Origin of the sequence: Streptomyces sp. AK02-01A (assembly GCF_033795305.1) — a bacterium.
Lineage (GTDB): Bacteria > Actinomycetota > Actinomycetes > Streptomycetales > Streptomycetaceae > Streptomyces.
Window position 1 is genome coordinate 22,740 of sequence record NZ_JARBAE010000042.1, and the last position, 23,368, is coordinate 46,107.

Consider the following 23,368-nt stretch of genomic DNA (forward strand, 5'->3'; position numbering starts at 1 on the left):
CCGAAATCCCAAGCAGTCACCCGACCCGCGGGCCGCCGGTATGTCCGGCCGGCTCCCTCTCCGGAGGGACCATGGCCCGCGGGTCGTCCGCGTTCCGCGCCGGTCCCGTACCGCGCCGGTCCCGTACCGCGCCGGCAGCGGCGGCCTTACGGGCTGAGCCGCTCCACCCGCCAGGCCTGTCCTTCAGGTCCTTCAGGTCCTTCGCCGGGCTCGTCGTCCGGGCCGTCCTCGCGGACATAGCGCAGCCGGTCGTGCAGCCTGTTCTCGTTGCCCTGCCAGAACTCGACCGTTTCCGGAGTGACGCGGAAGCCGCCCCACCGCGGCGGCACCGGCACCTGCTCCGCCTCCGGATAGCGCGCCGCCAGTTCGTCGTAGCGGTGGAGCAGGTCCTCACGGGAGGCGATCGGCGCGGACTGGTCGCTGGCCCAGGCGCCGAGCTGGGAGCCGTGCGGACGGGTGCGGAAGTACGCGGCCGTCTCGTCGCGGCCGACGCGGGCCGCCGTGCCCGTGACGATGACCTGGCGGGCCAGCGGGTGCCACGGGAAGAGCAGCGAGACGAACGGGTTCGACTCGATCTCGCGGCCCTTGCGGGAGGTGTAGTTCGTGAAGAAGACGAAGCCGCGCTCGTCGTACCGCTTCAGCAGGACCGTGCGGGAGGACGGGCGGCCGTCCGCGGTGGCCGTCGAGACGACCATCGCGTTCGGCTCGTGCAGGCCCGAGACCGTGGTGTCCGCGAACCAGCGGGCGAACTGGCCCATGGGAGTGGCGGCGAGGTCCGACTCCAGCAGCGGAGTCGCACGGTACTGCTCGCGCATGGCGGCGGGGTCCGGGATCTTGTGAGGCACGGGCCCATCCTGCCGTAGGGCCGAGTTTGCCCGGCACTGAGTGCCGCTAATCCCGCACCGATGAAGTCCGGCAGTGTGCCGGACATCACGCTTCCCCGCATCAGAGGAACCCGCCAAAATCTATGGCCTGACCACTGTGGCCTTCGTACACCGGCGGATATCGTTCCTGCCTCCGGGCGGTTGGGTGACCAGTCGCCGTTCGGGGCATCACCGGGGAGACCAGACCGGCAAGACCCGTCGCACACATCATGAGGAGCCGCCTGATGTCCGACTTCGACCCCTCCTTCGTGCCAGGCCTCGAAGGTGTCGTCGCATTCGAGACGGAGATCGCCGAACCCGACAAGGAAGGCGGTTCGCTCCGCTACCGGGGTGTCGACATCGAGGACCTGGTGGGACAGGTCTCCTTCGGCAATGTGTGGGGACTGCTGGTCGACGGCGCGTTCAATCCCGGTCTGCCGCCGGCCGAGCCGTTTCCGATCCCGGTCCACTCCGGCGACATCCGTGTCGATGTGCAGTCCGCGCTGGCGATGCTCGCTCCCGTGTGGGGCCTGAAACCGCTCCTCGACATCGACGAGGCGACGGCCCGCGACGATCTCGCGCGCGCCGCCGTGATGGCCCTGTCGTATGTCGCGCAGTCGGCCCGCGGCCAGGGACTGCCGATGGTCCCGCAGCGGGAGATCGACAAGGCGCGGACGGTCGTCGAGCGCTTTATGATCCGCTGGCGCGGTGAGCCCGACCCGAAGCATGTGAAGGCCGTCGACGCCTACTGGACGTCGGCCGCGGAGCACGGCATGAACGCGTCGACGTTCACGGCCCGGGTGATCGCCTCGACCGGCGCCGATGTGGCCGCCGCGCTCTCGGGCGCCGTCGGCGCGATGTCGGGGCCGCTGCACGGCGGCGCGCCCTCGCGGGTCCTCGGCATGATCGAGGAGATTGAGCGCACCGGAGACGCCGTGGCGTACGTCAAGCAGGCCCTGGACAGCAATGAGCGGCTGATGGGCTTCGGACACCGCGTGTACCGGGCCGAGGACCCGCGGGCCAGAGTGCTGCGCCGCACGGCGCGCGAGCTGGGCGCGCCGCGGTACGAGGTGGCGGAGGCCCTGGAGAAGGCCGCGCTGGAGGAGCTGCACGCGCGCAGGCCCGACCGGGTGCTGGCGACCAATGTGGAGTTCTGGGCGGCCATCGTGCTGGACTTCGCGGAGATCCCGGCGCACATGTTCACCTCGATGTTCACCTGTGCCCGTACGGCAGGCTGGTCGGCGCACATCCTGGAGCAGAAGCGCACGGGCCGTCTGGTGCGTCCGTCGGCCCGTTATGTCGGTCCCGGGACGCGGGATCCGCGTGAGGTCGACGGATACGGCGAGATCTCGCACTGATCCGCGTCTCGCACCGAACCGCGTGGCGCGGCGCCGCGTCCGGCGTGACCGGAGGCGGCGCCGGTGTCAGCCCAGCACCTCTTCCAGGACACGGGACCACTGCGCCACCACCCGCTCGCGCCGCTGCGTGTCGTCCGTCAGCAGCGTCGCCAGCCCCAGGCCGCGCGCCATGTCCAGCAGACCCTGCACCGTCTCGCGTACGCCGGGGACGGACTCGTCCGCGCCCAGCAGCGCCACCGCTGTCCGGTGCGACTCGCGGCCGACCCGGGCTTCCAGCTCGGTGACACGGGGCCGAAGCTGTTCCTCGTCGGAGGCCGCGACCCAGAGGTGCAGCGCGGCCCGGAACAGCGGTCCTGTGTAGAGGCCGACGATGCCCTCCACCGCCTCCCGGCGGTGCGCGGGTCCGGCCGGGACCAGAGCGCGCAGAGCGGAGGACCGCTCCTCCGCCACATGCTCGACAGCGGCGGTGAACAGGTCCTCGCGGGTCCGGAAGTGGTGCTGGGCCGCGCCGCGCGAGACACCGGCCCGCTCGGCGACGACGGAGACCGTGGAGCCCGCCCAGCCGTGTTCGGCGAGGCAGGCCACGGCGGCCTCCAGCAGCCGCCGGCGGGTGGCGCGGCTGCGGTCCTGCTTGGGCGCGGCTACCGCACCCATGAGGCGTCCCGCCGTTCCATGAACGCCGTGATGCCCTCGCGCGCCTCCGCCGTCACGAAGAGCGACGCGGAGCGCTGGACAAGCTCCTCGGCGTGCTGGTCGAAAGCGTCCAGCACACCGGCCGTGAGCAGCTTCTTCGACTCGGCCAGCCCTTGCGGAGAGGCTCTGCGCAGTCCGTCCAGTACCGGCGCGAGCGCGGTGTCCACATCGTCGGCGGCCTCGGTGATCAGTCCGGCGGCCGCCGCGCGGTCCGCGTCGAACCGCTCGCCGGTGAGGCAGTACCGGGCCGCCGCGCGCGGCTCGACGCGCGGCAGGAGCGGCATCGAGATCACGGCGGGCGCGACTCCGATCCGTACCTCCGTGAAGGCGAAGTCCGAGGCGCGGTCGGCGACCGCGATGTCACAGGCCCCGAGCAGCCCGAGGCCGCCGGCCCGGACATGGCCGCTGACGCGCGCGACGACCGGCTTGGGCAGTTCGACGATCTGCCGCATCAGAGCGACGAAGGTGTACGGGCTCGCCGGTTCCCTGAGATCGGCGCCCGCGCAGAAGGTGCCGCCCGTGTGAGCGAGCAGCACGGCCCGTACGGAGGGAGCCTTGCCGCAGCCGGCGAGAGCGTCGCCGAGTGCGCCGACGAGCCGCGCCGACAGAGCGTTGCGGTTCGCCGGCGAGTCCAGGGTCAGAGTGGTGATGCCCCGCTCGTGTGCGGTGGCGACCAGCGTCACGTGTTCTCCCTCTCGCGGTGCCTCTGTTCACGGTCCCTCAGCTCACGTCTGAGGATCTTGCCGGAGGCGGCGCGCGGCACGCCTCCGATGAATTCGACCCGGCGGACCTTCTTGTACGGAGCGACGCGCTCGGCGACGAACGCCATGATGTCGCTCTCGCCGAGTGTTCCGGCACCGGGCCGTCGAACAATGTAGGCCTTCGGCACTTCGTTGCCGTCGTCGTCGTGGACGCCGATCACCGCCGCGTCCACGACGGACTCATGCGTGAGCAGCAGTGCCTCCAGCTCGGCCGGAGCGACCTGGAAGCCCTTGTACTTGATCAGTTCCTTGACGCGGTCCACGACGAAGAGCCATCCGTCGTCGTCGACCCGGCCGACATCGCCGGTGTGCACCCAGCCCTCGGCGTCGATCATGTCGGCGGTGGCGTCGGGACGGCCGAGATAGCCCTTCATGACCTGCGGGCCTCGGATGAGGATCTCACCGTCCGCTCCTGGTGCCAGATCCTGGTCCGGGTCGTCGAGGGAGACGATGCGCATCTCGGTGCTGGGCAGGAGCTTGCCGACGGCGCCCGGTGGCGGATCGGCGGCGGCCAGCGGCACGACATGGGTGCCGGGTGACAGTTCCGTCATGCCGTACGCCTGCCGTATCGGCGGCAGGTTCAGCCGGGCCGAACAGGCCGCGCCCAGCCGGGCGTCGAGCGGCGCGGCGGCGCTGAGCACATAGGTGAGCGAGGACAGGTCGTGCTGCGCGACGGCCGGATGTTTGGCGAGGGCCAGCACGATGGGCGGCGCGACATAGAGGCCGTTGACGCGGTACTTCTCGATGGCACCGAGGAACTGGTCGAGGTCGAAGCGCGGCAGGACGACCACGGTCGCGCCATGGCTCAGCGGCGCGTTCATCAGCGCGGTCAGGCCGTAGATATGAAAAAACGGCAGAACCGCGAGGATCCGGTCGCCGGGACCCATCGGCATGACCGGTTCGAGCTGCGCCAGATTGGTGGCTATCGAGCGGTGCGTGAGCATGACGCCCTTCGGGACGCCGGTGGTGCCGGAGGAGTACGGCAGGGCCGCGATGTCCTCGCCCGGGTCGATGGTGATGTCCGGGTCGGGAGCGGTGGAGCCGGCCATGTCGAGGATCGAGCGGTGTCCCTCCGCCCGGTCGCAGACGAAGATCTCCTCGATGCCGCCGACCAGTTCGGCGGAGCGGCGGGCCACGTCGAGCAGCGCCGAGACGGTGACGATCCAGCGGGCCCGGGAGTCACGGAGCTGGGTCGCCAGTTCGTCCGCCGTGCACAGCGGATGGACAGTGGTGACCGAGGCCCCGGCGCGGGTGGCCGCGTAGAAGACGGCCGGATACGCGACGGTGTTCGGGCTGTGCAGGGCCAGGACGTCGCCTTTGCGCACGCCCGCCTCGGCGAAGGCGGCGGCGACACGGCGGTGGAAGGTGTCGAGCTGGGCGTAGGTGACACCGGTGCCGTTCGTACCGTCGACGAGCGCGACGGCGTCGCCGTGATCGGCGGCGCGGCCGAGCACGGCCTCGTGGATGGGCAGGTCGACGGCTGGGACATCCGCGTACTCACTGTGGAACACCATGACGATCCCTTCGACGCGATGTGGACGGTCAGAATCGCCTGTCTCAGTACGACTTGGGGAGACCCAGGGACTGGTGGGATATGTAGTTCAGGATCATTTCGCGGCTGACGGGCGCGATCCGGGCCACTCGGGCGGCGGTGACGAGGGACGCCAGGCCGTACTCACGCGTGAGGCCGTTGCCGCCCAGCGTGTGTACGGCCTGGTCGACGGCCCGTACACAGGCCTCGGCCGCCGCGTATTTGGCCATGTTGGCGGCCTCACCGGCGCCGGTGTCGTCACCCGCGTCGTAGAGATGCGCGGCCTTGCGCATCATCAGGCCGGCGAGTTCCAGCTCGATATGGGCCTGGGCGAGCGGATGCGCGATGGCCTGGTGAGCGCCGATGGGCTGCTGCCACACCTGCCGGGTCCTGGCGTACTCGACGGCCTTGCCGAGCGCGTACCGGCCCATGCCGAGAGCGAAGGCGGCCGTCATGACGCGTTCGGGATTGAGGCCGGCGAAGAGCTGGAGCAGTCCGGCGTCCTCGTCGCCGACGAGCGCCTCCGAAGGCAGTCGTACATCGTCGAGGACCAGCTCGAACTGCTTCTCCACGGCGTTCAGTTCCATGTCGATCCGCGACCGCAGAAAGCCTTCGGTGTCGCGCGGGACGATGAAGAGACAGGGTTTGAGCCGGCCGGTCTTCGTGTCCTCGGTGCGGCCGACGATGAGCGTGGCATCGGCGATGTCGACGCCGGACACAAAGACCTTGCGGCCGTTCAGTGTCCAGCCGTCGCCGTCGCGCCGGGCGGTGGTGGTGATCCGGTGCGAGTTGGAGCCGGCGTCGGGCTCGGTGATGCCGAAGGCCATGCTGAGTGAGCCGTCGGAGAGCCCGGGCAGCCAGCGGCGCTTCTGGACCTCCGTGCCGAAGCGCGCGATCACGGTGCCGCAGATGGCGGGCGACACGATCAGCAGCAGCAGCGGGCAGCCCTGCGCTCCCAACTCCTCCAGCACGATGGAGAGTTCGGTGATACCGCCGCCTCCGCCGCCATACGCCTCGGGAAGATTCACTCCGAGGTAGCCGAGCGTCCCGGCCTCGCGCCAGAGAGTCTCCCGGTCGTAACCGCGCCCGTGCCGCCGGCCGAGTGCGGCGACGGCGGCACGCAGTGCCTGGTGCTCTTCGGTGTCGATGAGGGTGCTGCTGCTCATGGCTGCGGTTCCTCCTGGGCATCGGTGACGACGGCGGCGTCGGTGACAGCGGCGGTGCCGGTGACAGCGGCGGTGCCGGTGACAGCGGCGGTGCCGGTGACAGCGGTGGTGCCGGTGACGACGGCGAGCAGGGTGCCGACGTCGACCTGGCGGCCGAGGACGGCGTGGAGCGCGGTGAGCGTGCCGGAGGCCGGCGCGGTGACGCGGTGCTCCATCTTCATCGCCTCCAGCCAGAAGAGCGGCTGCCCGGCCGTGACCGCGACGCCTTCGGCCAGTCCGTCGGCGATCCGTACGACCGTCCCCGGCATCGGCGCGAGCAGCGAGCCCGGCTCGGTCCTCCGGCGCGGGTCGGTGAAGCGGGGCCGGGCGACGAGCCGGTACGAGCCGGCGGCGCTGTCCACATACACCTCACCGCCATGGACGGTGACCTCGAAGTGCCGTACGACACCGTCGATGTCGAGGCCGATCCGGCCCGGAGCGGCGGCGGTGCCGGCGGCGTTTCCGGCGGCGGCGCCGATGACACGTACACCGTCCGCCTCGACATCGAATCCGTCCCGGGTGAGCCGGTAACGGACCTCGTGTTCGCCGTAGGTCTTGCTGTGCGCCGCCGACGCCATATTGCGCCAGCCACCGAGCCGCGCCGGGACGCTCGCGCGGCGGCTCCGGGAGGCCGCGTCGGCGATGGCGGCGGCGATGGCGGCGAACCGCTCACCGGGCGCGGGCGCGGTGAGCGCGCCGAGGTGCCGCTCGTAGAACCCGGTGTCGGCCCGGCCGCTCAGGAAGTCCGGATGGGACAGCGACCGTACGAGCAGCTCGCGGTTGGTGACCGGTCCGTGCAGCCGGGCCCGCAGCAGCGCGGACCGGAGCCGGCGGATGGCCTCGGCGCGGGTCGGAGCCCAGGCGATGACCTTGGCCAGCATCGGGTCGTAGTGCACACCGATGGTGTCGCCGCCGGTGTAACCGGTGTCGACGCGCAGACGTGGCCCGGCGCGGTGGTCCTGGCGGCCGGCCGGGACCTCCAGAGTGTGCAGCGTGCCGGTCTGAGGTGCCCAGTCCCGTGCTGGATCCTCCGCGTAGAGACGGGCCTCCACCGCGTGGCCGTGCGCGGCCGGTGGCCGCGCCGGAAGCGCGGCGCCCTCCGCGACGGACAGTTGCAGGGCCACCAGATCCAGGCCGAACACCTCTTCCGTGACGGGGTGTTCGACCTGGAGGCGGGTGTTCATCTCCAGGAAGTACGGACGGCCGTCGGCGTCGATCAGGAACTCGACCGTGCCCGCGCCCCGGTAGCCGACCACGCGGGCCACGGCCACCGCCGCGTCACGCAGCGCGGCACGCGACTCGTCCGGCAGGCCCGGAGCCGGTGACTCCTCGATCACCTTCTGGTGGCGTCGTTGCAGCGAGCAGTCGCGCGTGCCGAGCGCCCAGACCGTGCCGTGCGCGTCCGCGAGGATCTGCACCTCCACATGGCGGCCGTGCTCCACATACGGCTCCGCGAAGACCTCACCGTCACCAAACGCGGACCGCGCCTCCGCCGTGGCCTCCGTCATCTCGGCCGCCAGGAAGCGGAGTTCACGCACGACCCGCATGCCACGGCCGCCGCCGCCCGCCGCCGCCTTCAGCAGCAGCGGCAGATCCGCCGCGCCGGCGGTCGCCGGGTCCACCGGCGCCAGCAGCGGCACACCCGCCGCGCCCATCAGCTTCTTGGCGCGCGTCTTCGACGCCATCGCCTCGATCGCCTCCGGCGGCGGCCCGATCCACACCAGACCCGCGTCCAGCACCGCCCGCGCGAACTCCGCGTTCTCCGACAGAAAGCCGTATCCGGGATGCACGGCGTCCGCGCCCGCCGCGAGCGCCGCCTGCACGATCAGATCGCCGCGCAGATAGGTGTCGGCGGGCGCGGCTCCCGGCAGCCGTACGGCGGTGTCCGCCTCCCGCACATGCAGCGCGCCCGCGTCGGCGTCGGAGAACACCGCGACCGTGGCGACACCGAGCTCACGGCACGTACGGAACACCCGGCAGGCGATTTCGCCCCGGTTGGCGACAAGCAGCGACTCGATCATCCGTGGCATCTGGTGACCTCACATCCGGAAGACGCCGAAGCCGCCCCGCACGCCTTCGACCGGGGCGGTGTGGATGGCGGACAGGCACAGGCCGAGGACGGTACGGGTGTCGCGCGGGTCGATGACACCGTCGTCGTACAGCCGCCCGGACAGGAACACCGGCAGGGACTCCGACTCGATCTGCCGCTCCACCATCGCGCGCAGCGCCGCGTCGTCCTCGGCCGCCTTGTCGTCGTACGGCCGTCCCTTCGCCGCCGCCGAGGCCCGCGCCACGATCGACAGCACACCGGCGAGCTGCTGCGCTCCCATCACCGCCGACTTGGCGCTCGGCCAGGCGAAGAGGAAGCGCGGATCGTAGGCGCGGCCGCACATGCCATAGTGCCCGGCGCCGTACGACGCGCCCATCAGCACCGACAGATGAGGGACCTTGGAGTTCGACACCGCGTTGATCATCATCGCGCCGTGCTTGATGATGCCGCCCTGTTCGTACTCCTTGCCGACCATGTAGCCGGTGGTGTTGTGCAGGAAGAGCAGCGGGATGTCGCGCTGGTTGGCGAGCTGGATGAACTGCGCGGCCTTCTGCGACTCGGCCGAGAACAGCACGCCCTGGGCGTTGGCCAGCACGCCCACCGGATATCCGTGCAGCTCGGCCCAGCCGGTCACCAGACTCGGTCCGTACAGCGGTTTGAACTCGTCGAAGTCCGAGCCGTCCACGATCCTGGCGATGACCTCGCGCGGGTCGAAAGGGATCTTGAGATCTCCGGGGACGATACCGAGCAGCTCGTCCTCGTCGTACTTCGGCGGCTCGGCCGGGCCCGGATCGGCGTGCGCCTTGCGCCAGTTGAGGCGAGCGACGATCCGGCGCGCCTGGTGGAGCGCGTCCTGCTCGTCCAGCGCGAAGTGGTCGGCGAGACCCGACGTACGGGCGTGCATCCCGGCGCCGCCGAGGGACTCGTCGTCGCTCTCCTCGCCCGTGGCCATCTTGACCAGCGGCGGTCCGCCGAGGAAGACCTTCGACCGCTCCTCGATCATGACGGTGTGGTCGGACATGCCCGGCACATACGCGCCGCCGGCCGTGGAGTTGCCGAAGACGACCGCGACGGTCGGGATTCCGGCGGCGGAGAGCCGTGTGAGGTCCCGGAAGAGCGCGCCGCCCGGGATGAATATCTCCTTCTGGGACGGGAGATCGGCGCCGCCGGACTCGACGAGGCTGATGACCGGCAGGCGGTTGGCGTACGCGATCTCATGGGCGCGCAGGGCCTTCTTCAGCGTCCAGGGATTGGACGCGCCGCCGCGCACGGTCGGATCGTTGGCGGTGATCAGGCACTCCACGCCCTCGACCACACCGATGCCGGTGACGATCGACGCGCCGACGGGACAGTCACTGCCCCAGGCGGCGAGCGGCGACAGTTCGAGAAACGGCGTGTCGGGGTCGAGCAGCAGCTCGACGCGCTCACGGGCGAGGAGCTTGCCGCGCGCGCGATGGCGGTCGACATACTTCTCGCCGCCGCCGGCGAGGGCCTTGGCATGCTCCGTGTCGAGCGCCGCGAGCTTGGCGAGCATGGCCTCGCGGTGGTCGGTGTAGTCGGAGGAGGTGACATCGAGGGCCGAGGACAGCACGGTCACAGCGGGACCTCCGGGATATCTGCGCCGGTTTCGGAGAGCGAGGCTTTGGACAACGGGTCCGCCGGTGCTGTGGTCAACGGGGCATTGGCCAACGGTCCGTTGGACCGGGGGGCTTTGCTCAACGGGTCTTTGGACAAAGGGGCTTCGGGCAACGGGACTGTGGGCACCGGGACCTGGCGCCGGTTTTCCAGCAACAGCGTTTTCGGCAGCGGCACATGACGGGCGCGCAGCCACTCGCCGAGCGCCTTGGCCCCCGGGTCGAACCGGGCCCGGGCGGCGACGCCCTCGCCGAGCAGCCCTTCGACGGTGAAGTTGAGCGCGCGGAGGTTCGGCAGGAGATGACGGACTACGGTCAGATCCCGGCTCTCGGGAATCAACTGCTGGAATCTGGCGGCCGTCAGTTCATGGGCCAGCCATCGCCAGGCGTCCTCGCTCCTGGCCCACACTCCGACATTCGCGTCTCCGCCCTTGTCGCCACTGCGGGCGCCCGCGATCAGTCCCAGCGGAGCGGTCCTGGTCGAGGACCCGAGAGGCAGCGGTTCCGGCAGCGGAGGCACCGGGACGGCTTCGAGGTCTCGCGTACACGGCGAGGACACCACCGCCATCCGCCGCCCGTCCGGCAGCACCGCCGTATGGGCCACCTCCGACGCGTCGACGAACACCGCCTCGAAGACCCCGTACGGCGCGCCCTTTCCCGGCGGAGCCGTCACATGAAAGCCCGGATAGCTGCCGAGCGCCAGCTCGATCGCCGCGCCACTGACCGCCCGTCCCACCGCCTCCGGATCACTGTCGCGCACCACGAGCCGCAGCAGCGCGGAGGCGGTCTCCTCGGTGTGGGCGTCCGGCCGGTCCGTACGCGCCAGCTCCCAGCGGACCTCGGCCGGGCGCCGCGCGCTCAGCGCGTCCTCCACCTGGTCGCGCACCAGCCGGGCCTTGGCGTCGATGTCGAGACCGGTGAGGACGAAGACGACCTCGTTGCGCCAGCCGCCGATCCGGGTCAGCCCGACCTTGAGCGAGGCGGGCGGCGGCTCGCCGCGTACGCCCGAGATCCTGACCCGGTCGGGACCGTCCTGCGCCAGTCGTACGGTGTCGAGGCGGGCCGTCACGTCCGGCCCGGCGTACCGGGCGCCCGCCGTCTCGTACAGAAGCTGCGCGGTGACCGTGCCGACATCGACGACCCCGCCCGTACCGTCGTGTTTGGTGATGACCGCCGAGCCGTCCGCGTGGATCTCGGCGAGCGGAAAACCGGGCCGCCGTAAGTCACGCGTGTCGAGGTGCTCGCCGAAGAAGGAGTAATTCCCGCCGGTCGCCTGCGTGCCGCATTCCAGTACGTGCCCGGCGACGACCGCGCCCGCGAGCGCGTCGAGATCGTCCGGGCCCCATCCGAAGTGGGCGGCGGCCGGGCCCGTCACCAGCGCGGCGTCCGTGACGCGTCCGGTCACGACGACATCGGCGCCCGCGCGCAGACACGCGGCGATTCCGGCGCCGCCGAGATAGGCGTTGGCCGTGAGAACACCGTCCCGCCAGCCGCCGCGCGCCAGCAGATCGTCGCCTTCGACATGCGCGACCCGTACCGGCACACCCACCCGCTCGGCCAGCGCGCGCACGGCGGCGGCGAGTCCGGCCGGGTTCAGCCCGCCGGCATTGGCGACGATCCTGACACCTCGCTCCCGCGCGAGCCCGAGCCCTTCCTCCAACTGCCGCAGGAATGTCTTGGCGTAGCCGGCGCCCGGGTCCTTCAACCGGTCCCGGCCCAGGATGAGCATGGTCAGTTCGGCGAGATAGTCCCCGGTCAGGACGTCCAGCGGCCCGCCGGTGAGCATGGACCGAAGCGCGTCGAAGCGGTCGCCGTAAAAACCGGAGGCATTACCGATCCGCAGCACTCCGGCCCGGTCGGCGGCCATCAGGCGCCCTTGGCCGGCCGGCCCGCGCCCGCCGGCCCGGCGAAGGCCTGCGCGATGTCCAGCCAGTGGTCGGCGTCGGCGCCCTCGGCCCGTACGGCGAGGTCCGCGCGGTGCGCCCGCTGGGTCACCAGCAGACAGAAGTCGAGTGCGGGACCGGTCACTCGCTGGGCCGCGTCCTCGGGGCCGTACACCCATAACTCGCCTGCCGGGCCTGCCAGTTCGACGCGGAACCGCTCGGCCGGCGCCTGTTCGCCGCGTACGAGATACGCGTAGTCACGGGCCCGTACGCCGATCCACGCGACATGCCGCAGCCGCGCGGTCGGCTCGCGCCGGGCACCGAGCGCGTCGGTGATGTCCTGGCCGTGCGCCCAGGTCTCCATCAGCCGCGCGGTCGCCATCGAGGCGGCGCTCATCGGTGGCCCGAACCAGGGAAAGCGCGCGCCGGGCGGTGCCTCGCGCAGCGCGCGCTGGAGCCGCTCGCGGCCGTCCCGCCAGCGGTCGAGCAGCTCGGTCGGCGCAAGCACGGCGCCGGCCGCCGCGCCCTCGTCGACAAAGGAGTCAGCGGCCGCGAGGGCCCTTCCGGCCAGCGGCGCGAACGCCTCCGCGTCGATCACGGCGAGCAGCGCGGCAGCGTCGGTCCAGGCGAGATGAGCGATCTGATGAGCGACCGACCAACCGGGAGCCGGCGTGGCGAGGGTCCAGCGAGCGGGCGGGAGCGGGCCCACCAACCGGTCGAGTTCCTCGCTCTCGCCGCGCAGATCGTCGAGCACTGCGGCAGGGTCGGACACGGTGCGCTCCCCTCGGGACACGGCGGTGTGCGTGTCCCGGAGCATGGCAGCGCCCGGAGAAACAAGCAAGCATGCTTGCTTTACTTTTTCGCCGTCCGCGCGCCTGTGCGCCGGGCCGTCCAGCCGCGCGTGCGCGTGCCCGTCCGGCCGCCGGTCCGCCTGCCCACCTGGGTCCGTACGGCTCCCATGCTCGCCATGATGACGAGCGTGATCGCCAGCGCGTCGGTGGCGGAGAGCGCCTGGTCCAGCAGGAGGAATCCGGCGGTCGCCGCGATGGCCGGTTCCAGACTCATCAGGACGGCGAAGGTCGAGGCGGGCAGCCGCCGCAGCGCGAGCAGTTCGAGCGTGTACGGCAGGACGGACGACATCACCGCGACCGCCAGGCCCAGCCCCAGCGTGGACGGCACCACCAGCTTGGACCCGGATTCCACGATGCCCAGCGGCAGAGCGAGCAGCGCGCCGACGGCCATCGCCAGCGCCAGACCGTCCGCCTGCGGAAAACGCCTGCCGGTACGGGCGCTGAAGACGATGTACGCCGCCCACATGGCGCCCGCTCCGAGCGCGAACGCCGCACCCACCGGGTCGAGCCGGTCGAAGCCGCCACCACTGAGCAGCAGCACACCACCGAGCGCGAGACCGGCCCACAGGAGATTGACCAGCCGGCGCGAGACGATCACGGAGAGCGCCAGCGGGCCGAGGACCTCCAGAGTGACGGCCACGCCCAGCGGGATACGGTCGGCCGCCTGGTAGAAGAGGCCGTTCATGGCGGCGAGGGTCGCACCGAAGGCGACCACCGTCCCCCAGTCGGCGCGTGAGTATCCGCGCAGGGTCGGCCGGCAGACCGCGAGCAGCACGAGCGCCGCGAGCGCCAGCCGCACGGACACCACACCGAGCGCTCCGGTACGCGGCATCAGCATGACCGCGACGGCCGCGCCGAACTGTACGGAGAGCGCGCCGGCGACGACGAGGGCGACGGGGCCGAGAGCGCGCTTGGGAGCGACGGCACCGGCGGCACCGGCGACACCAACGGCACCGCCCTCCGCGGTCCCGGCGGCTTCCGGCAGCGAGACGGCGGCCGCGGCGGTAGTGGTGCGCGGCTCTTCCACCGAAGACTCCCCTGGTTCATCCCACTGGACTGGTCAACCGCACCGGACTGGTGCGGTCCACCTCATTGAACAGGTCCATTCGACGGACTGGCCACTTCGCCAGACCAGTACAGTTTATTGGACAGACAATCCAACATACTGCACCTGGACGACCCGCTTCCGCGCCTACGCTACGGCTCCGGCCGCACGCCGTGAAACACCGCCTGGGCCCCCGCGATGCTCCACGCGCACGAGCGTCGACGCCCGCCTCGCCACTACTGCGCGCGACTAAAGGCGTTGTCATTACTTCCGCGATCATCCGCAATCCTCGGTCGCGGATTGGCCGTCCGTCGCATCCTGGATCCACATGCCCAGACCCTCGCGCAGTTGCGAGACGTCAAGGAACGCGAGACGTTCGTCCGCATTCCGCGTGAACTGCTCACCCGTTTCGCACCCAAGGAGTAGCACGTGCCCGGACTGATCCCTTTTGCCGAGGCGGCCCGGCTCTTCAGCGAGTTCGAGCACACCGCGTGGCGCTTGGAGACCCGCAGCGGCTACGCCTCCGACCGCCGCAGCCCAAACTGGGCACGCTGGCAGAACGGTGAGGACGTCAGCCACGACCCGCCGGATTCATGGAGGCAGAACGTAGCGGTGCAGACCGCGGCCGGAAAGCGGTTCGAGCGGGTCCGCGTCGTCGACGAGCCGCCCACGGAAGGGCAGCGGTTCCTGCTCGCGCGAGCACCCGGGAACATCGCCGCAGGCGAGGACATCCGCATCCTCTACCGTACGAACGCGGCACAACGCGGCCTGCCTGACTTCGACTTCTGGCTGTTCGACTCACGTATCGTCATGCGATTCGTGTTCGACGAGGCCAACACCACCCTTGGCGTGATCCTCAACGACGACCCAGCCACCGTCGTTGCGGCCTGCCAGGTACGGGACGCCGCGTGGCACCACACGGTCCCGGCCGCTGACGTCGCCAGAACGGTACGTTCCACAGGGTGAGCACTGACTTCCACACGGCCCCGTGAGCTGCGAGAAATCGCCGCCCGGCACCAGCCGACGCGGCTGTACGGATCAGCCGGCGGCGCCGGGTTCGCCGAAGCGTGCTGGTTGATCTGTGTGGGCTGGAGCGGGCGCAGCGTGCCGAAACCCGGCCGGCTGGAGCTGCCTGACGCGGCGTGGTCGCTGGAGCTGGACGGTACAAGCGAGTTGGGCAAAACGATGTACGGGCACGAACGTCTGCACGTCGGCCGGTTCACCCTGGCCGACGGGACGCTGATGGACCAGGCCCGCGAGGTCATGCCCACGGTGAGCCTGCCGGCTTCCCGGGCCGCGCACCTCCTCTGACATCGCCCGGAGCTCCGGGCGCCATCACAACGCCCCGGAAACTTCCGCGTCGTAGCAGCCCCGCAGGCGCGGGGAGCGCGGCGCCCGTCCGGGTGGTTCACGCCGGCGGGCGGCCGGTCCTGTTCGCTGCCACAGATTCCGGCGGAGCGCCAGACCAGGCAGGCGGATCCGGGCGCCGCAGTGCGTTGTTCTCTGTCGTCCCGGTCTCTGTTCACGTCCCGTTCCGGTTGTCCTTCGAGACTCGGCGGTCACCCCCCGGTCAGCAGTTGGCAGAGAGGCTTCACCGTGAAGAAGGACAAGACGAGCGAAGATCCTGAGCAGTCGGCGATCTCGCGGCGCCGGCTGGTCAAGTACGCGGGTGTGGGCGCGACGCTGGCCGCGGCGAGCCCGCTGGTGGGCGGCGGCACGGCGTGGGCCCACGACGAGGACGACCGCAAGCAGGCGAAGCCGGGCGAGTCCCGCAACCGCGTGTGGCGTGCCGGTGACCACCACGTGCACTCGGAGTACAGCGGCTCGTTCGACACGTCGACGAACCCGCCGACGTTCCAGAAGGGCGGCGACGCCGTCTATCCGATCGTCACCAACGCGATCATGGCCAAGAACTTCGGCCTCACCTGGGCGATGTGCACGGACCACGGCGGGCCGACGCACTCCAAGGTGAACCTTGAGCAGGCATATCCCGACCTCCTGCGCTCGCGCACGCTCGTGCCCGAGGTCCTCCAGTTCTGGGGCATGGAGTTCGACGCTCCGGCTCTGGACCATCACACACTGATGATTCCGCACCACCGTGACGAGGCGCAGCAGCTCTATGAGCTGGAGAGGCGCTTCGCCAAGAACGACCCCTTCCCCGCCGATCCCGGCCGCGACACCGAGGCCAAGATGATCGAGTTCCTGAAGGCGGCGAAGGACATGCGGCAGAAGCCGCTGGTGATCGCCCACCACGCCTCGCGGTCGGCGCCCGGTCTCGGCGTCTACGGGCAGGACACTCCCCGGGAGTTCCGCAACGGCAACAATGCGGCGCCGGAGATCTACGTCGGTTTCGAAGGTGCTCCCGGCCATCAGGCGGGCCCGCTCAACGGTGGCGACCGTGGCGGATACGGCAACTACCCGACCCACGGCGGCTTCGACCAGATGACGGCTCGCGTCGGCGGGCTCTGGGACTCGCTGCTCGGCGAGGGCCGGCGCTGGTGGATCACCGCGACCTCGGACTCACACGTCCACTGGACGCGTGGCGGCTCCGACTTCTGGCCGGGCGAGTACAGCAAGACGTATGTGCATGCCAGGCAGGACTACGCCGACATCATGGACGGGCTGCGCAACGGGCGGATCTGGGTCGGGACCGGCGATCTGATCACCAGCCTCGACCTCACGGCGAGCAACCAGGGCCACGACGCCGCCGTCGGCGAGACGCTGACCGTGAGCCGTCGCAACCGTACCGACGTCGAGATCGAGATCCGGTTCAAGCCGCTGGAGGGCAAGAACGCCAACGGCGACCGTCCGCAGGTGCGCCGCGTCGACCTGATCGTCGGCCAGATCACCGGCCCGAGCGCGAACCTCGACAGCGACACCAACCCGACCACGAAGGTGGTGGCGCGGTTCGGCCCGCGCGACTGGCACAAGCAGAAGAACGAGTACGTCATCCGGCACACCCTGCGCGATGTGGAGGGTGACCTCTACGCCCGCGTGCGCGGCACGAACACCGACGAGGCCGAGCCGCTCGCCGACGGCCTGGAGAGCCCCTGGGACGACCTGTGGTTCTACTCGAACCCCGTTTTCGTCCACGTCCGCTAGGGGCTGTCCGCCAGGCCCTGTCCGGTCGCCCTGTCCGGAGTCGGACAGCAGCGCCCAAGACGTTGAGCGTTTCTCAGAACGACTGAACGGATGCCACTGAGCGCGTCACACGGCCACCAGCCGTGTGGCGGCGCCCGTGGCGGCCCCGTCCCGCGCCGACGGGACCGCCCGAAGCGAGCGAGGCGACTCAGGCCAGATCGTCGAACTCGCCTTGCTTCGCACCACCGAGGAAGGCGCGCAGTTTGACCCGGGTCGTACGGATGATCACATCCGGGTTGTCGCTCTCGCGTATCAGGATCTCGCCCCCCTGCTCCGCAAGCTCCAGACAGTTACTGCCGTCGGAGTCCGAGGACCGGGAGGACTTCCGCCACTGAATTTCCATTTTCCCACGCCTTCATACTTGTTGGGCGATTTCATGAATGAAGTCTCGTGAACTCCGCGGATCAAGAGACCGTTCTTCGGTGCGGTCCAGCACTGCCCGATAGTTCATGAGGCGCGTTTCAGCATCCAGGAGCGCTGACCCGTTCGCAGTCTCCATCTGTGCTGTGTCAAGCTGCGGCACGGGTCCGTAGACATAATGTGTCGAACTGCTGGCGTTCGGGAAACCGCCCGCCGCGAACGGGATGACCCGGACCGTCACACCGTCTCGGTCCGACTCCCGTACAAGATGGTTGAGTTGTCCACGGGCCACGTCTCGGCCGCCGTACTCCATCCGCAGCGCGGCCTCATGGATCAGGAATGTGCAGGCGGGCGGATCCGGCCGGTCGAGTACCTCGCGGCGCTTCAGCCGGTGGGCGAGCAGCCGCCGCAGATACGCGGCGTTCGGCGGCGGTACGGCTTCGGCGAAGACGGCGCGCGCGTAATCCTCGGTCTGGAGCAGACCAGGCATATGCATGATCTGCACCGCCCGGATCGCGACGGCGTGATGCTCCAGTTCGGCGAGGTCGAGCGCGCCGCTGGAGAGGTCGCCACGGAATTCCTCCCACCATCCGCTGCCGCGTTCCTCGGCCATCCGGACCAGCGCGTCGACATAGGCCGTGTCGGCGCACGCGTACTGGTCGGCCCAGGCGCGTACCCGTCCGCCGCTCACACCGAACCGCCCGGATTCGGTATTGCTGACAGTGGTGCGGTCCGTGCCGAGCAACGCCGCGGCCTCCGCGAGCGCGAAGCCGGCATGCTCCCGCATCTTGCGTAGCTCAGCGCCCAATCGGCGCTGCCGCGCCGTGGGCGCCTTCCTCGGTGGCATCGCGTCTCCTTCTGTCGGGTCTCAGTGTGGCGCGCGCGGCGGTGGCGCGAGTTCGGACCGCGATACGCCGGCCGAGGACGGAGAGTTGGCGCGGCGATTGCATACAGCGGCCCGGTTCGGCGCGGCGTCCGGCGCCTCGGCCGCCCGGCGCGCGGTCCTGTGTCCGGGCCCGGCCGGAAGCGGCGCCGGTGTGGCTCCGGGACGGGAGCGATCGGCGAAGAGCCTGTACGGGCCGGGATCGTGTGCGGCACAACCGGCGAGACCAGCCTTCGACGGCCCCGGACAGGCGAGAGGCGGAAAGGAGCGGAAAGGACAGGTCTCGCGATCGGCGGTGTCTCCAATGACCGGCCGTGATTAATGACCGGCCGTGATTTTCCGGGCCGCGGCCACTTTCGCCAGATGAAGGTCGCTCAGCCTGTCCAGTGTTTTCGACTGTTTGGCGATCATCGCTTTCTGGATCTCCGACTCGACGGAGAACCAGACGTTCAGCAGGTCCGATTCCTTCTTGCACCGGATGTCCGCCTCGGCGGTGGCGGTCTCGTGGTCGGCCATCTCTTGCTCAAGGAATTTCGAGTCGCCCAGCGCGGTCATGGGGCTTGAGTAAGTGAAGCCGCGACTCTTCATACAGGCCGACCACTCGCGTGTGACATCCTGGACTCTCTTGTCCTTGATGGACACCTGATAGCTTTCATTGGCGATGTTGCCCGCCACCGCGGCCGCTTTTCTGTCCTCATGTCCTGCCGCGAGTGAGCGAGCGGCTTCCCATCGGCAGCCGCCTGCGGGGACTTTCATTCCGCGATAGGTGAGAGTTTTACCGGCCGTGGGACCGCCCGGTGCACCGTTCATTACGGCGGCTTCTTCGGCGGCGAGACCCTGCGTGGGATTGTACGGCGGAAGGTCCGGCGGCAGATGGTAGCCGTATTGGGCCGCGTCGGCGGCGCTCGACAGCCCGTACCGCCGATCGGATATTCCGGTCCGCTGCGGCACCGGAGGGACCCGGAACTCTATGCCGTACTTCCGCAGGCATCGCTCCGTCAGCACATTCTCGGCGGCCGCGATCGCGGCGCTCTGCGCGTCGGAGTAGGAATATTTCGCGATGGGAAGACGGAATGTGTAGTCCACCGCGCCGCCGGACTCCGCCGGCGAGGCCGCGCCGGTGGACGCTTCTGGCCTGGCTTCGCCGGTGGACGCTTCTGGCCTGGCTTCGCCGGTGGCGGTGGTGGCGGCGCGGACATCTGACTCGGCGGTGCAGCCCGCGAGGGCGACCAGAGCGAGCGCGTACACCGCGAGCGGCCACCGGCGTCGCCGCGGGACGGCCGGGATTCTGTGCTGTTTCACCTGTGTGCTGCTCCAGTGCCTACCACGCGAGAATAGGGACGCGCGCGGCCATGCCTGCACGACAATGTCGATTCGGCATGGCCGCGGCTTGTCTGTCAGTTGAACTGGTAGCACTTCGAATTGCTGTAGCCGAGCCTGAAGGACGCGTTGTTGTTGTACGTGTTGTGCAACTGGTCGGCTATCGTGTACCAGCCGAGAGTGTCACAGGATCCGCCATAATTGCTGTTGAAGAAGATGGTCGACGGGTCCGGAGAATCATTCAGCGCGGCGGCCGCGTTGTTCTTGAGCGCCTGCCCCTGACCGGCACCCGAGGTCAGGAAGGTGTACGACGCCAGATCGGGCACATCGCTGCCCCAGAAATAAGTCCGCGAGCCCGCGATATTGCTGTTGTAGGTGAAGACAAGACAGTTACCACCACAAGCGGGACCGGAGGCGGCGCTCGCCTGGGGAGCCATTGCGATGACAGCGGTGGCGGCCAGCGGCAAAGAAACCGCGGCGGTGACGATTTTGCGCAGGAAACCCATGATTATCCCCTAGCTGTGGTAGGAAATCGCGAAATTATCATAACGATCAGAACGCGAGACGACAACAGCTTTTATCGGCCCGGCGCGGCGCGGCTCCACAGCGAAATACAAAAGGAGACATAACCAACATAACCAGAAATTTCTTCCTATTCCTGAGGCGGAGGATCGGAAAAGAATGAAATCGAGGTTTGGGCGGTTCTCGGCGGTGGGCAGATTATGTGGTCTCTCGTCGGACCGGGCCGGCGTCACCGGCCGGCCGCCGGATTCAGTGCTTTTCGCGCCGCCCCGCCGGCCCATCCGCCGGCTCTTCCTCCGGCCCATCCGTCAGCCCTTCCGCGAGTACCTCCGCCAGATGCCGGGCCCGGTGGCCACCGAGCTGGTCCAGTTGCGTACGGCAGGAGAAGCCGTCCGCCAACAGCTCGGCGGGCACCGGTCCGCGCACCGCCGCGCGCACCGACGGCAGAAGCTGGTCCTCAGCGCAGGCCACCGATACGTCGTAATGGCCGCGTTCGAAGCCGAAGTTGCCCGCGAGGCCGCAGCAGCCGCCGCTCAACTCGCCGGTCAGTCCCGCACGTTCACGCAGCCGGCGGTCGGCCGCGTCGCCCAGGACGGCGTGCTGATGGCAGTGTGTCTGGCCGGCCACCGGACGGTCGAGGCGCGGCGGCCGCCAGTCCGGCGCGCACTCCTCCAGGGTCTGGGCGAAGGTCCGTACGGACGCGGCCAGGCGCGCCGCGCGCGGGTCGTCGCCGAGCAGTTCCGGCAGGTCGGTGGTGAGCGCCGCCGCGCAGCTCGGTTCCAGGACGACGACCGGCAGGCCCAGGTCCAGCAGCGGTTCCATCCGGTCCAGCGTCCGGCGCATGACCGTACGCGCCCGGTCGAGCTGGCCCGTGGAGACATACGTCAGCCCGCAGCAGAGCCGGCCGGCCCGGCCGGCCGGCGGCGCCACGATGCCGATACCGGCCGCCTCCATCACCCGTACCGCCGCCTGTCCCACCGACGGCGAGAGATGCTCCGTGAAGGTGTCGGGCCACAGGACGGCCGAGCGGCCCTGCTGGAAGACACCCGTCCGGTTTCCCAGGTGCCGTCGCAGCCACTGTCCGAAAGTCTCCGGAGCCAGCCGCGGGATCGTACGCTCCGGAGCGATGCCCGCCAGCCGCTTGGCGAGCGCCGCCGACGGCTTCAGCCGCGCCGCCGCGTTCAGCACTCCGGCGAACGGCGCCGCCGCCCGCAGCCACACCGGCAGCCATCCCATCGCGTAGTGCTCCGCCGGCCGCAGCCGTCCCGCGTAGTGGTGGTGCAGGAACTCCGCCTTGTATGTGGCCATGTCCACGCCCACCGGGCAGTCACCGCGGCAGCCCTTGCAGGACAGACACAGGTCCAGCGCGTCCTTCACCTCCGCCGAACGCCAGCCGTCCGTCACGATCTCGCCCGCGAGCATTTCGTGCAGCAGCCGTGCGCGTCCACGCGTGGAGTGCTGTTCCTCGCCCGTCGCGCGGTACGAAGGACACATCACGTCCGCTCCCGAACCGGGCCCGGCGACACGGCACTTGGCGACGCCGACACACCGGCGTACGGCCGCGGAGAAGTCTCCGCCGGCCGGCCCGTCGTGCGGATAGCCGAAGGCGACATCGACCCGTTCGCGCGGCAGTACGGCGAAGCGCAGGTTCTCGTCCAGGCGGGCCGGCCGGGCCAGCGCGCCCGGATTCATCCCGCCCGCCGGATCCCACAGGTCCTTGAACCGGCCGAACAGCGCGACCAGTTCGTCTCCGTACATCTTCGGCAGCAGCTCCGCGCGCGCCAGTCCGTCGCCGTGCTCGCCGGACAGCGAGCCGCCGTGCGCGACGACGAGTTCGGCGGTCTCCTCCGAGAAGCGCCGGAAGCGCCGCACACCGGCCTCGCTCAGCAGATCGAAGTCGATACGCACATGGATGCAGCCGTCCCCGAAGTGTCCGTACGGCGTGCCGCGCAGCTCGTGCTGGGCCAGCAGCGCGCGGAAGTCGCGCAGATAGGCACCGAGCCTGGCCGGTGGCACCGCGCAGTCCTCCCAGCCGGGCCAGGCCTCGCTGCCGTCCGGCATCCGGGTGGCGGTACCGGCCGCGTCCTCCCGTACCCGCCACAGCGCGCGCTGTCCGGCCGGATCGGCGACGACCGTGCCGTCCAGTGCGTCGGCCGCCCGGACGATCCGCTCGGCGGCGGCCCGCGCCTCGGCGGAAGAGGCACCACCGGTCTCCACGAACAGCCAGGCGCCACCGCGCGGCAGCCGGTGTCCGGCCGGCACCAGATCCTCGGCCATTCCCTCGACCGTCAGCGGACCGTACGACAGCAGACCGGCCGCGGCTTCCGCGGCGGCGCTCTCGTCCGGATAGCCGAGGACGGCGAGCGCCCGCGCCGGTGGTGACTCGACGAGCCGGACGGTCGCCTCGGTGACCACACCCAGCGTGCCCTCGCTGCCGCAGAAGGCGCGGGCGAGATCCGTACCGGCCTCGGGAAGCAGCGCGTCCAGCGCGTATCCGGAGATCCGCCGGGGCAGTCCGGCGGGAAAGCCGGTGCGCAGCAGCGCGAGATCGCGGCCGACCAGCTCGCGCAGTCCGGCCGGCGCGCCGTCCCAGCCCTGGCCGAGGCGGAGTGCGGCGCCGCCGTAGGTGGTGACCGACAGCTCGCGGACATTGTCGGCGGTCGTGCCCCACGCCACCGAGTGCGCGCCGCAGGAGTTGTTGCCGATCATGCCGCCGAGCGTGCAGCGGTTGTGTGTGGACGGATCGGGCCCGAAGGTCAGGCCGTGCGGCCGTACGGCGTCCCGCAGATCGTCCAGTACGACGCCGGGCTGGACGACCGCCGTACGCGCCCGCGCGTCGACCGACAGCACGGACCGCAGATGGCGTGTGAGGTCGAGCACCACACCGACGCCGGTGGCCTGGCCGGCGATCGAGGTCCCGGCGCCGCGTGGCAGCACGGGCACGCCGTGTTCCCGGCAGACCGCCATCGCCGCCGCCACATCCGCCGCGTCGCGCGGTGCGACCACGCCGACCGGCACCCGCCGGTAGTTGGACGCGTCCATGGTCGTCAGCGCCCGCGCCGCCGCGCCGAAGTCCACCTCACCGCGCACCGCCGCCTTCAGCGCCGTCGCGAGCGCTGTTGCCGCTGCCTTCGTCTCCCGCTCAGCCATAAGCCCAGGATGCCTCCGACGCGGCGGGGCCTCCCGTATCTTCCATGGTCGCCACACCTCACACACAGAAGAAAGCGAACAGGAAACTCCCAAACTGATCGTCAATTCTCATATAGTG

At 70.2% G+C, this 23,368-nt stretch carries 20 protein-coding genes; 5 read left to right on the plus strand and 15 right to left on the minus strand.

Annotated elements, in window-relative coordinates:
* Positions 1-146 precede the first annotated feature (146 nt).
* On the minus strand, positions 147-815 hold the full coding sequence (pdxH, locus tag PV679_RS29030) for a pyridoxamine 5'-phosphate oxidase (RefSeq protein WP_319683510.1): 669 nt from the start codon (positions 813-815) through the stop codon (positions 147-149).
* Between the two features lie 293 nt (positions 816-1,108).
* Between pdxH and PV679_RS29035 the strand changes: the two genes are divergently transcribed.
* A complete protein-coding gene (locus PV679_RS29035) occupies positions 1,109-2,221 on the plus strand; it encodes a citrate synthase 2 (protein WP_319683460.1) in 1,113 nt (370 codons plus the stop codon).
* A 66-nt stretch (positions 2,222-2,287) separates the two neighbouring features.
* Here the strand turns inward: PV679_RS29035 and PV679_RS29040 are convergent, their stop codons facing one another.
* The 9 genes from PV679_RS29040 to PV679_RS29080 all read right to left on the minus strand — a co-directional run bounded on the left by PV679_RS29040 (position 2,288) and on the right by PV679_RS29080 (position 13,856).
* Positions 2,288-2,875 (minus strand): TetR/AcrR family transcriptional regulator, encoded by a 588-nt coding sequence (locus PV679_RS29040; protein ID WP_319683461.1) that lies wholly within the window; start codon positions 2,873-2,875, stop codon positions 2,288-2,290.
* Complete coding sequence (locus PV679_RS29045) at positions 2,863-3,597, minus strand: enoyl-CoA hydratase family protein (RefSeq protein WP_319683462.1); 735 nt, start codon at positions 3,595-3,597, stop codon at positions 2,863-2,865. Before PV679_RS29045 ends, PV679_RS29040 begins: the two co-directional genes overlap by 13 nt.
* On the minus strand, positions 3,594-5,189 hold the full coding sequence (locus PV679_RS29050; protein WP_319683463.1) for a 4-coumarate--CoA ligase family protein: 1,596 nt from the start codon (positions 5,187-5,189) through the stop codon (positions 3,594-3,596). Before PV679_RS29050 ends, PV679_RS29045 begins: the two co-directional genes overlap by 4 nt.
* Positions 5,190-5,232: 43 nt before the next feature.
* Positions 5,233-6,372 carry an acyl-CoA dehydrogenase family protein gene (locus tag PV679_RS29055; RefSeq protein ID WP_319683464.1) on the minus strand — a complete coding sequence of 380 codons (1,140 nt, stop codon included), beginning with the start codon at positions 6,370-6,372 and terminating at the stop codon, positions 5,233-5,235.
* Positions 6,369-8,432, minus strand: a complete 2,064-nt coding sequence (locus tag PV679_RS29060) for an acetyl/propionyl/methylcrotonyl-CoA carboxylase subunit alpha (protein ID WP_319683511.1) — start codon at positions 8,430-8,432, stop codon at positions 6,369-6,371. The genes PV679_RS29055 and PV679_RS29060 overlap by 4 nt, the downstream gene beginning before the upstream one ends.
* Positions 8,433-8,450: 18 nt before the next feature.
* The gene (locus PV679_RS29065) at positions 8,451-10,058 is read right to left on the minus strand and encodes an acyl-CoA carboxylase subunit beta (RefSeq protein WP_319683466.1); all 1,608 of its coding nucleotides are present in this window, start codon (positions 10,056-10,058) and stop codon (positions 8,451-8,453) included.
* Positions 10,055-11,962, minus strand: coding sequence for an acyclic terpene utilization AtuA family protein (locus tag PV679_RS29070; protein ID WP_319683467.1), 1,908 nt, complete (start codon positions 11,960-11,962; stop codon positions 10,055-10,057). The genes PV679_RS29065 and PV679_RS29070 overlap by 4 nt, the downstream gene beginning before the upstream one ends.
* Positions 11,962-12,750, minus strand: a complete 789-nt coding sequence (locus PV679_RS29075; protein WP_319683468.1) for a TIGR03084 family metal-binding protein — start codon at positions 12,748-12,750, stop codon at positions 11,962-11,964. The genes PV679_RS29070 and PV679_RS29075 overlap by 1 nt, the downstream gene beginning before the upstream one ends.
* 80 nt (positions 12,751-12,830) lie before the next feature.
* Positions 12,831-13,856, minus strand: coding sequence for an EamA family transporter (locus tag PV679_RS29080; RefSeq protein ID WP_319683469.1), 1,026 nt, complete (start codon positions 13,854-13,856; stop codon positions 12,831-12,833).
* A gap of 318 nt (positions 13,857-14,174) precedes the next feature.
* Here PV679_RS29080 and PV679_RS29085 point away from each other — a divergent pair, with 318 nt between their 5' ends.
* The 4 genes from PV679_RS29085 (at position 14,175) to PV679_RS29100 (ending at position 16,976) form a co-directional block, all read left to right on the plus strand.
* Positions 14,175-14,300 carry a hypothetical protein gene (locus PV679_RS29085; RefSeq protein ID WP_319683514.1) on the plus strand — a complete coding sequence of 42 codons (126 nt, stop codon included), beginning with the start codon at positions 14,175-14,177 and terminating at the stop codon, positions 14,298-14,300.
* 3 nt (positions 14,301-14,303) lie between these two features.
* Entirely contained in the window at positions 14,304-14,840 is a 537-nt protein-coding gene (locus PV679_RS29090; protein WP_319683470.1) for a DUF6879 family protein, read from the plus strand.
* A gap of 138 nt (positions 14,841-14,978) precedes the next feature.
* Complete coding sequence (locus PV679_RS29095) at positions 14,979-15,185, plus strand: hypothetical protein (protein WP_319683471.1); 207 nt, start codon at positions 14,979-14,981, stop codon at positions 15,183-15,185.
* 285 nt (positions 15,186-15,470) lie between these two features.
* Complete coding sequence (locus tag PV679_RS29100; RefSeq protein ID WP_319683473.1) at positions 15,471-16,976, plus strand: phosphoesterase; 1,506 nt, start codon at positions 15,471-15,473, stop codon at positions 16,974-16,976.
* Positions 16,977-17,163: 187 nt separating this feature from the next.
* On the opposite strand, the gene PV679_RS29105 is transcribed toward PV679_RS29100, so the two are convergent.
* The 5 genes from PV679_RS29105 to PV679_RS29125 form a co-directional block, all read right to left on the minus strand.
* Entirely contained in the window at positions 17,164-17,358 is a 195-nt protein-coding gene (locus PV679_RS29105) for a DUF397 domain-containing protein (protein WP_319683475.1), read from the minus strand.
* Between the two features lie 12 nt (positions 17,359-17,370).
* The gene (locus PV679_RS29110; RefSeq protein WP_319683476.1) at positions 17,371-18,222 is read right to left on the minus strand and encodes a Scr1 family TA system antitoxin-like transcriptional regulator; all 852 of its coding nucleotides are present in this window, start codon (positions 18,220-18,222) and stop codon (positions 17,371-17,373) included.
* Positions 18,223-18,576: 354 nt separating this feature from the next.
* Entirely contained in the window at positions 18,577-19,344 is a 768-nt protein-coding gene (locus tag PV679_RS29115) for a hypothetical protein (RefSeq protein ID WP_319683477.1), read from the minus strand.
* A 311-nt stretch (positions 19,345-19,655) separates the two neighbouring features.
* A complete protein-coding gene (locus tag PV679_RS29120; protein WP_319683478.1) occupies positions 19,656-20,084 on the minus strand; it encodes a hypothetical protein in 429 nt (142 codons plus the stop codon).
* A 265-nt stretch (positions 20,085-20,349) separates the two neighbouring features.
* Positions 20,350-23,250 (minus strand): FAD-binding and (Fe-S)-binding domain-containing protein, encoded by a 2,901-nt coding sequence (locus PV679_RS29125; protein ID WP_319683479.1) that lies wholly within the window; start codon positions 23,248-23,250, stop codon positions 20,350-20,352.
* Between the last annotated feature and the right edge of the window lie 118 nt (positions 23,251-23,368).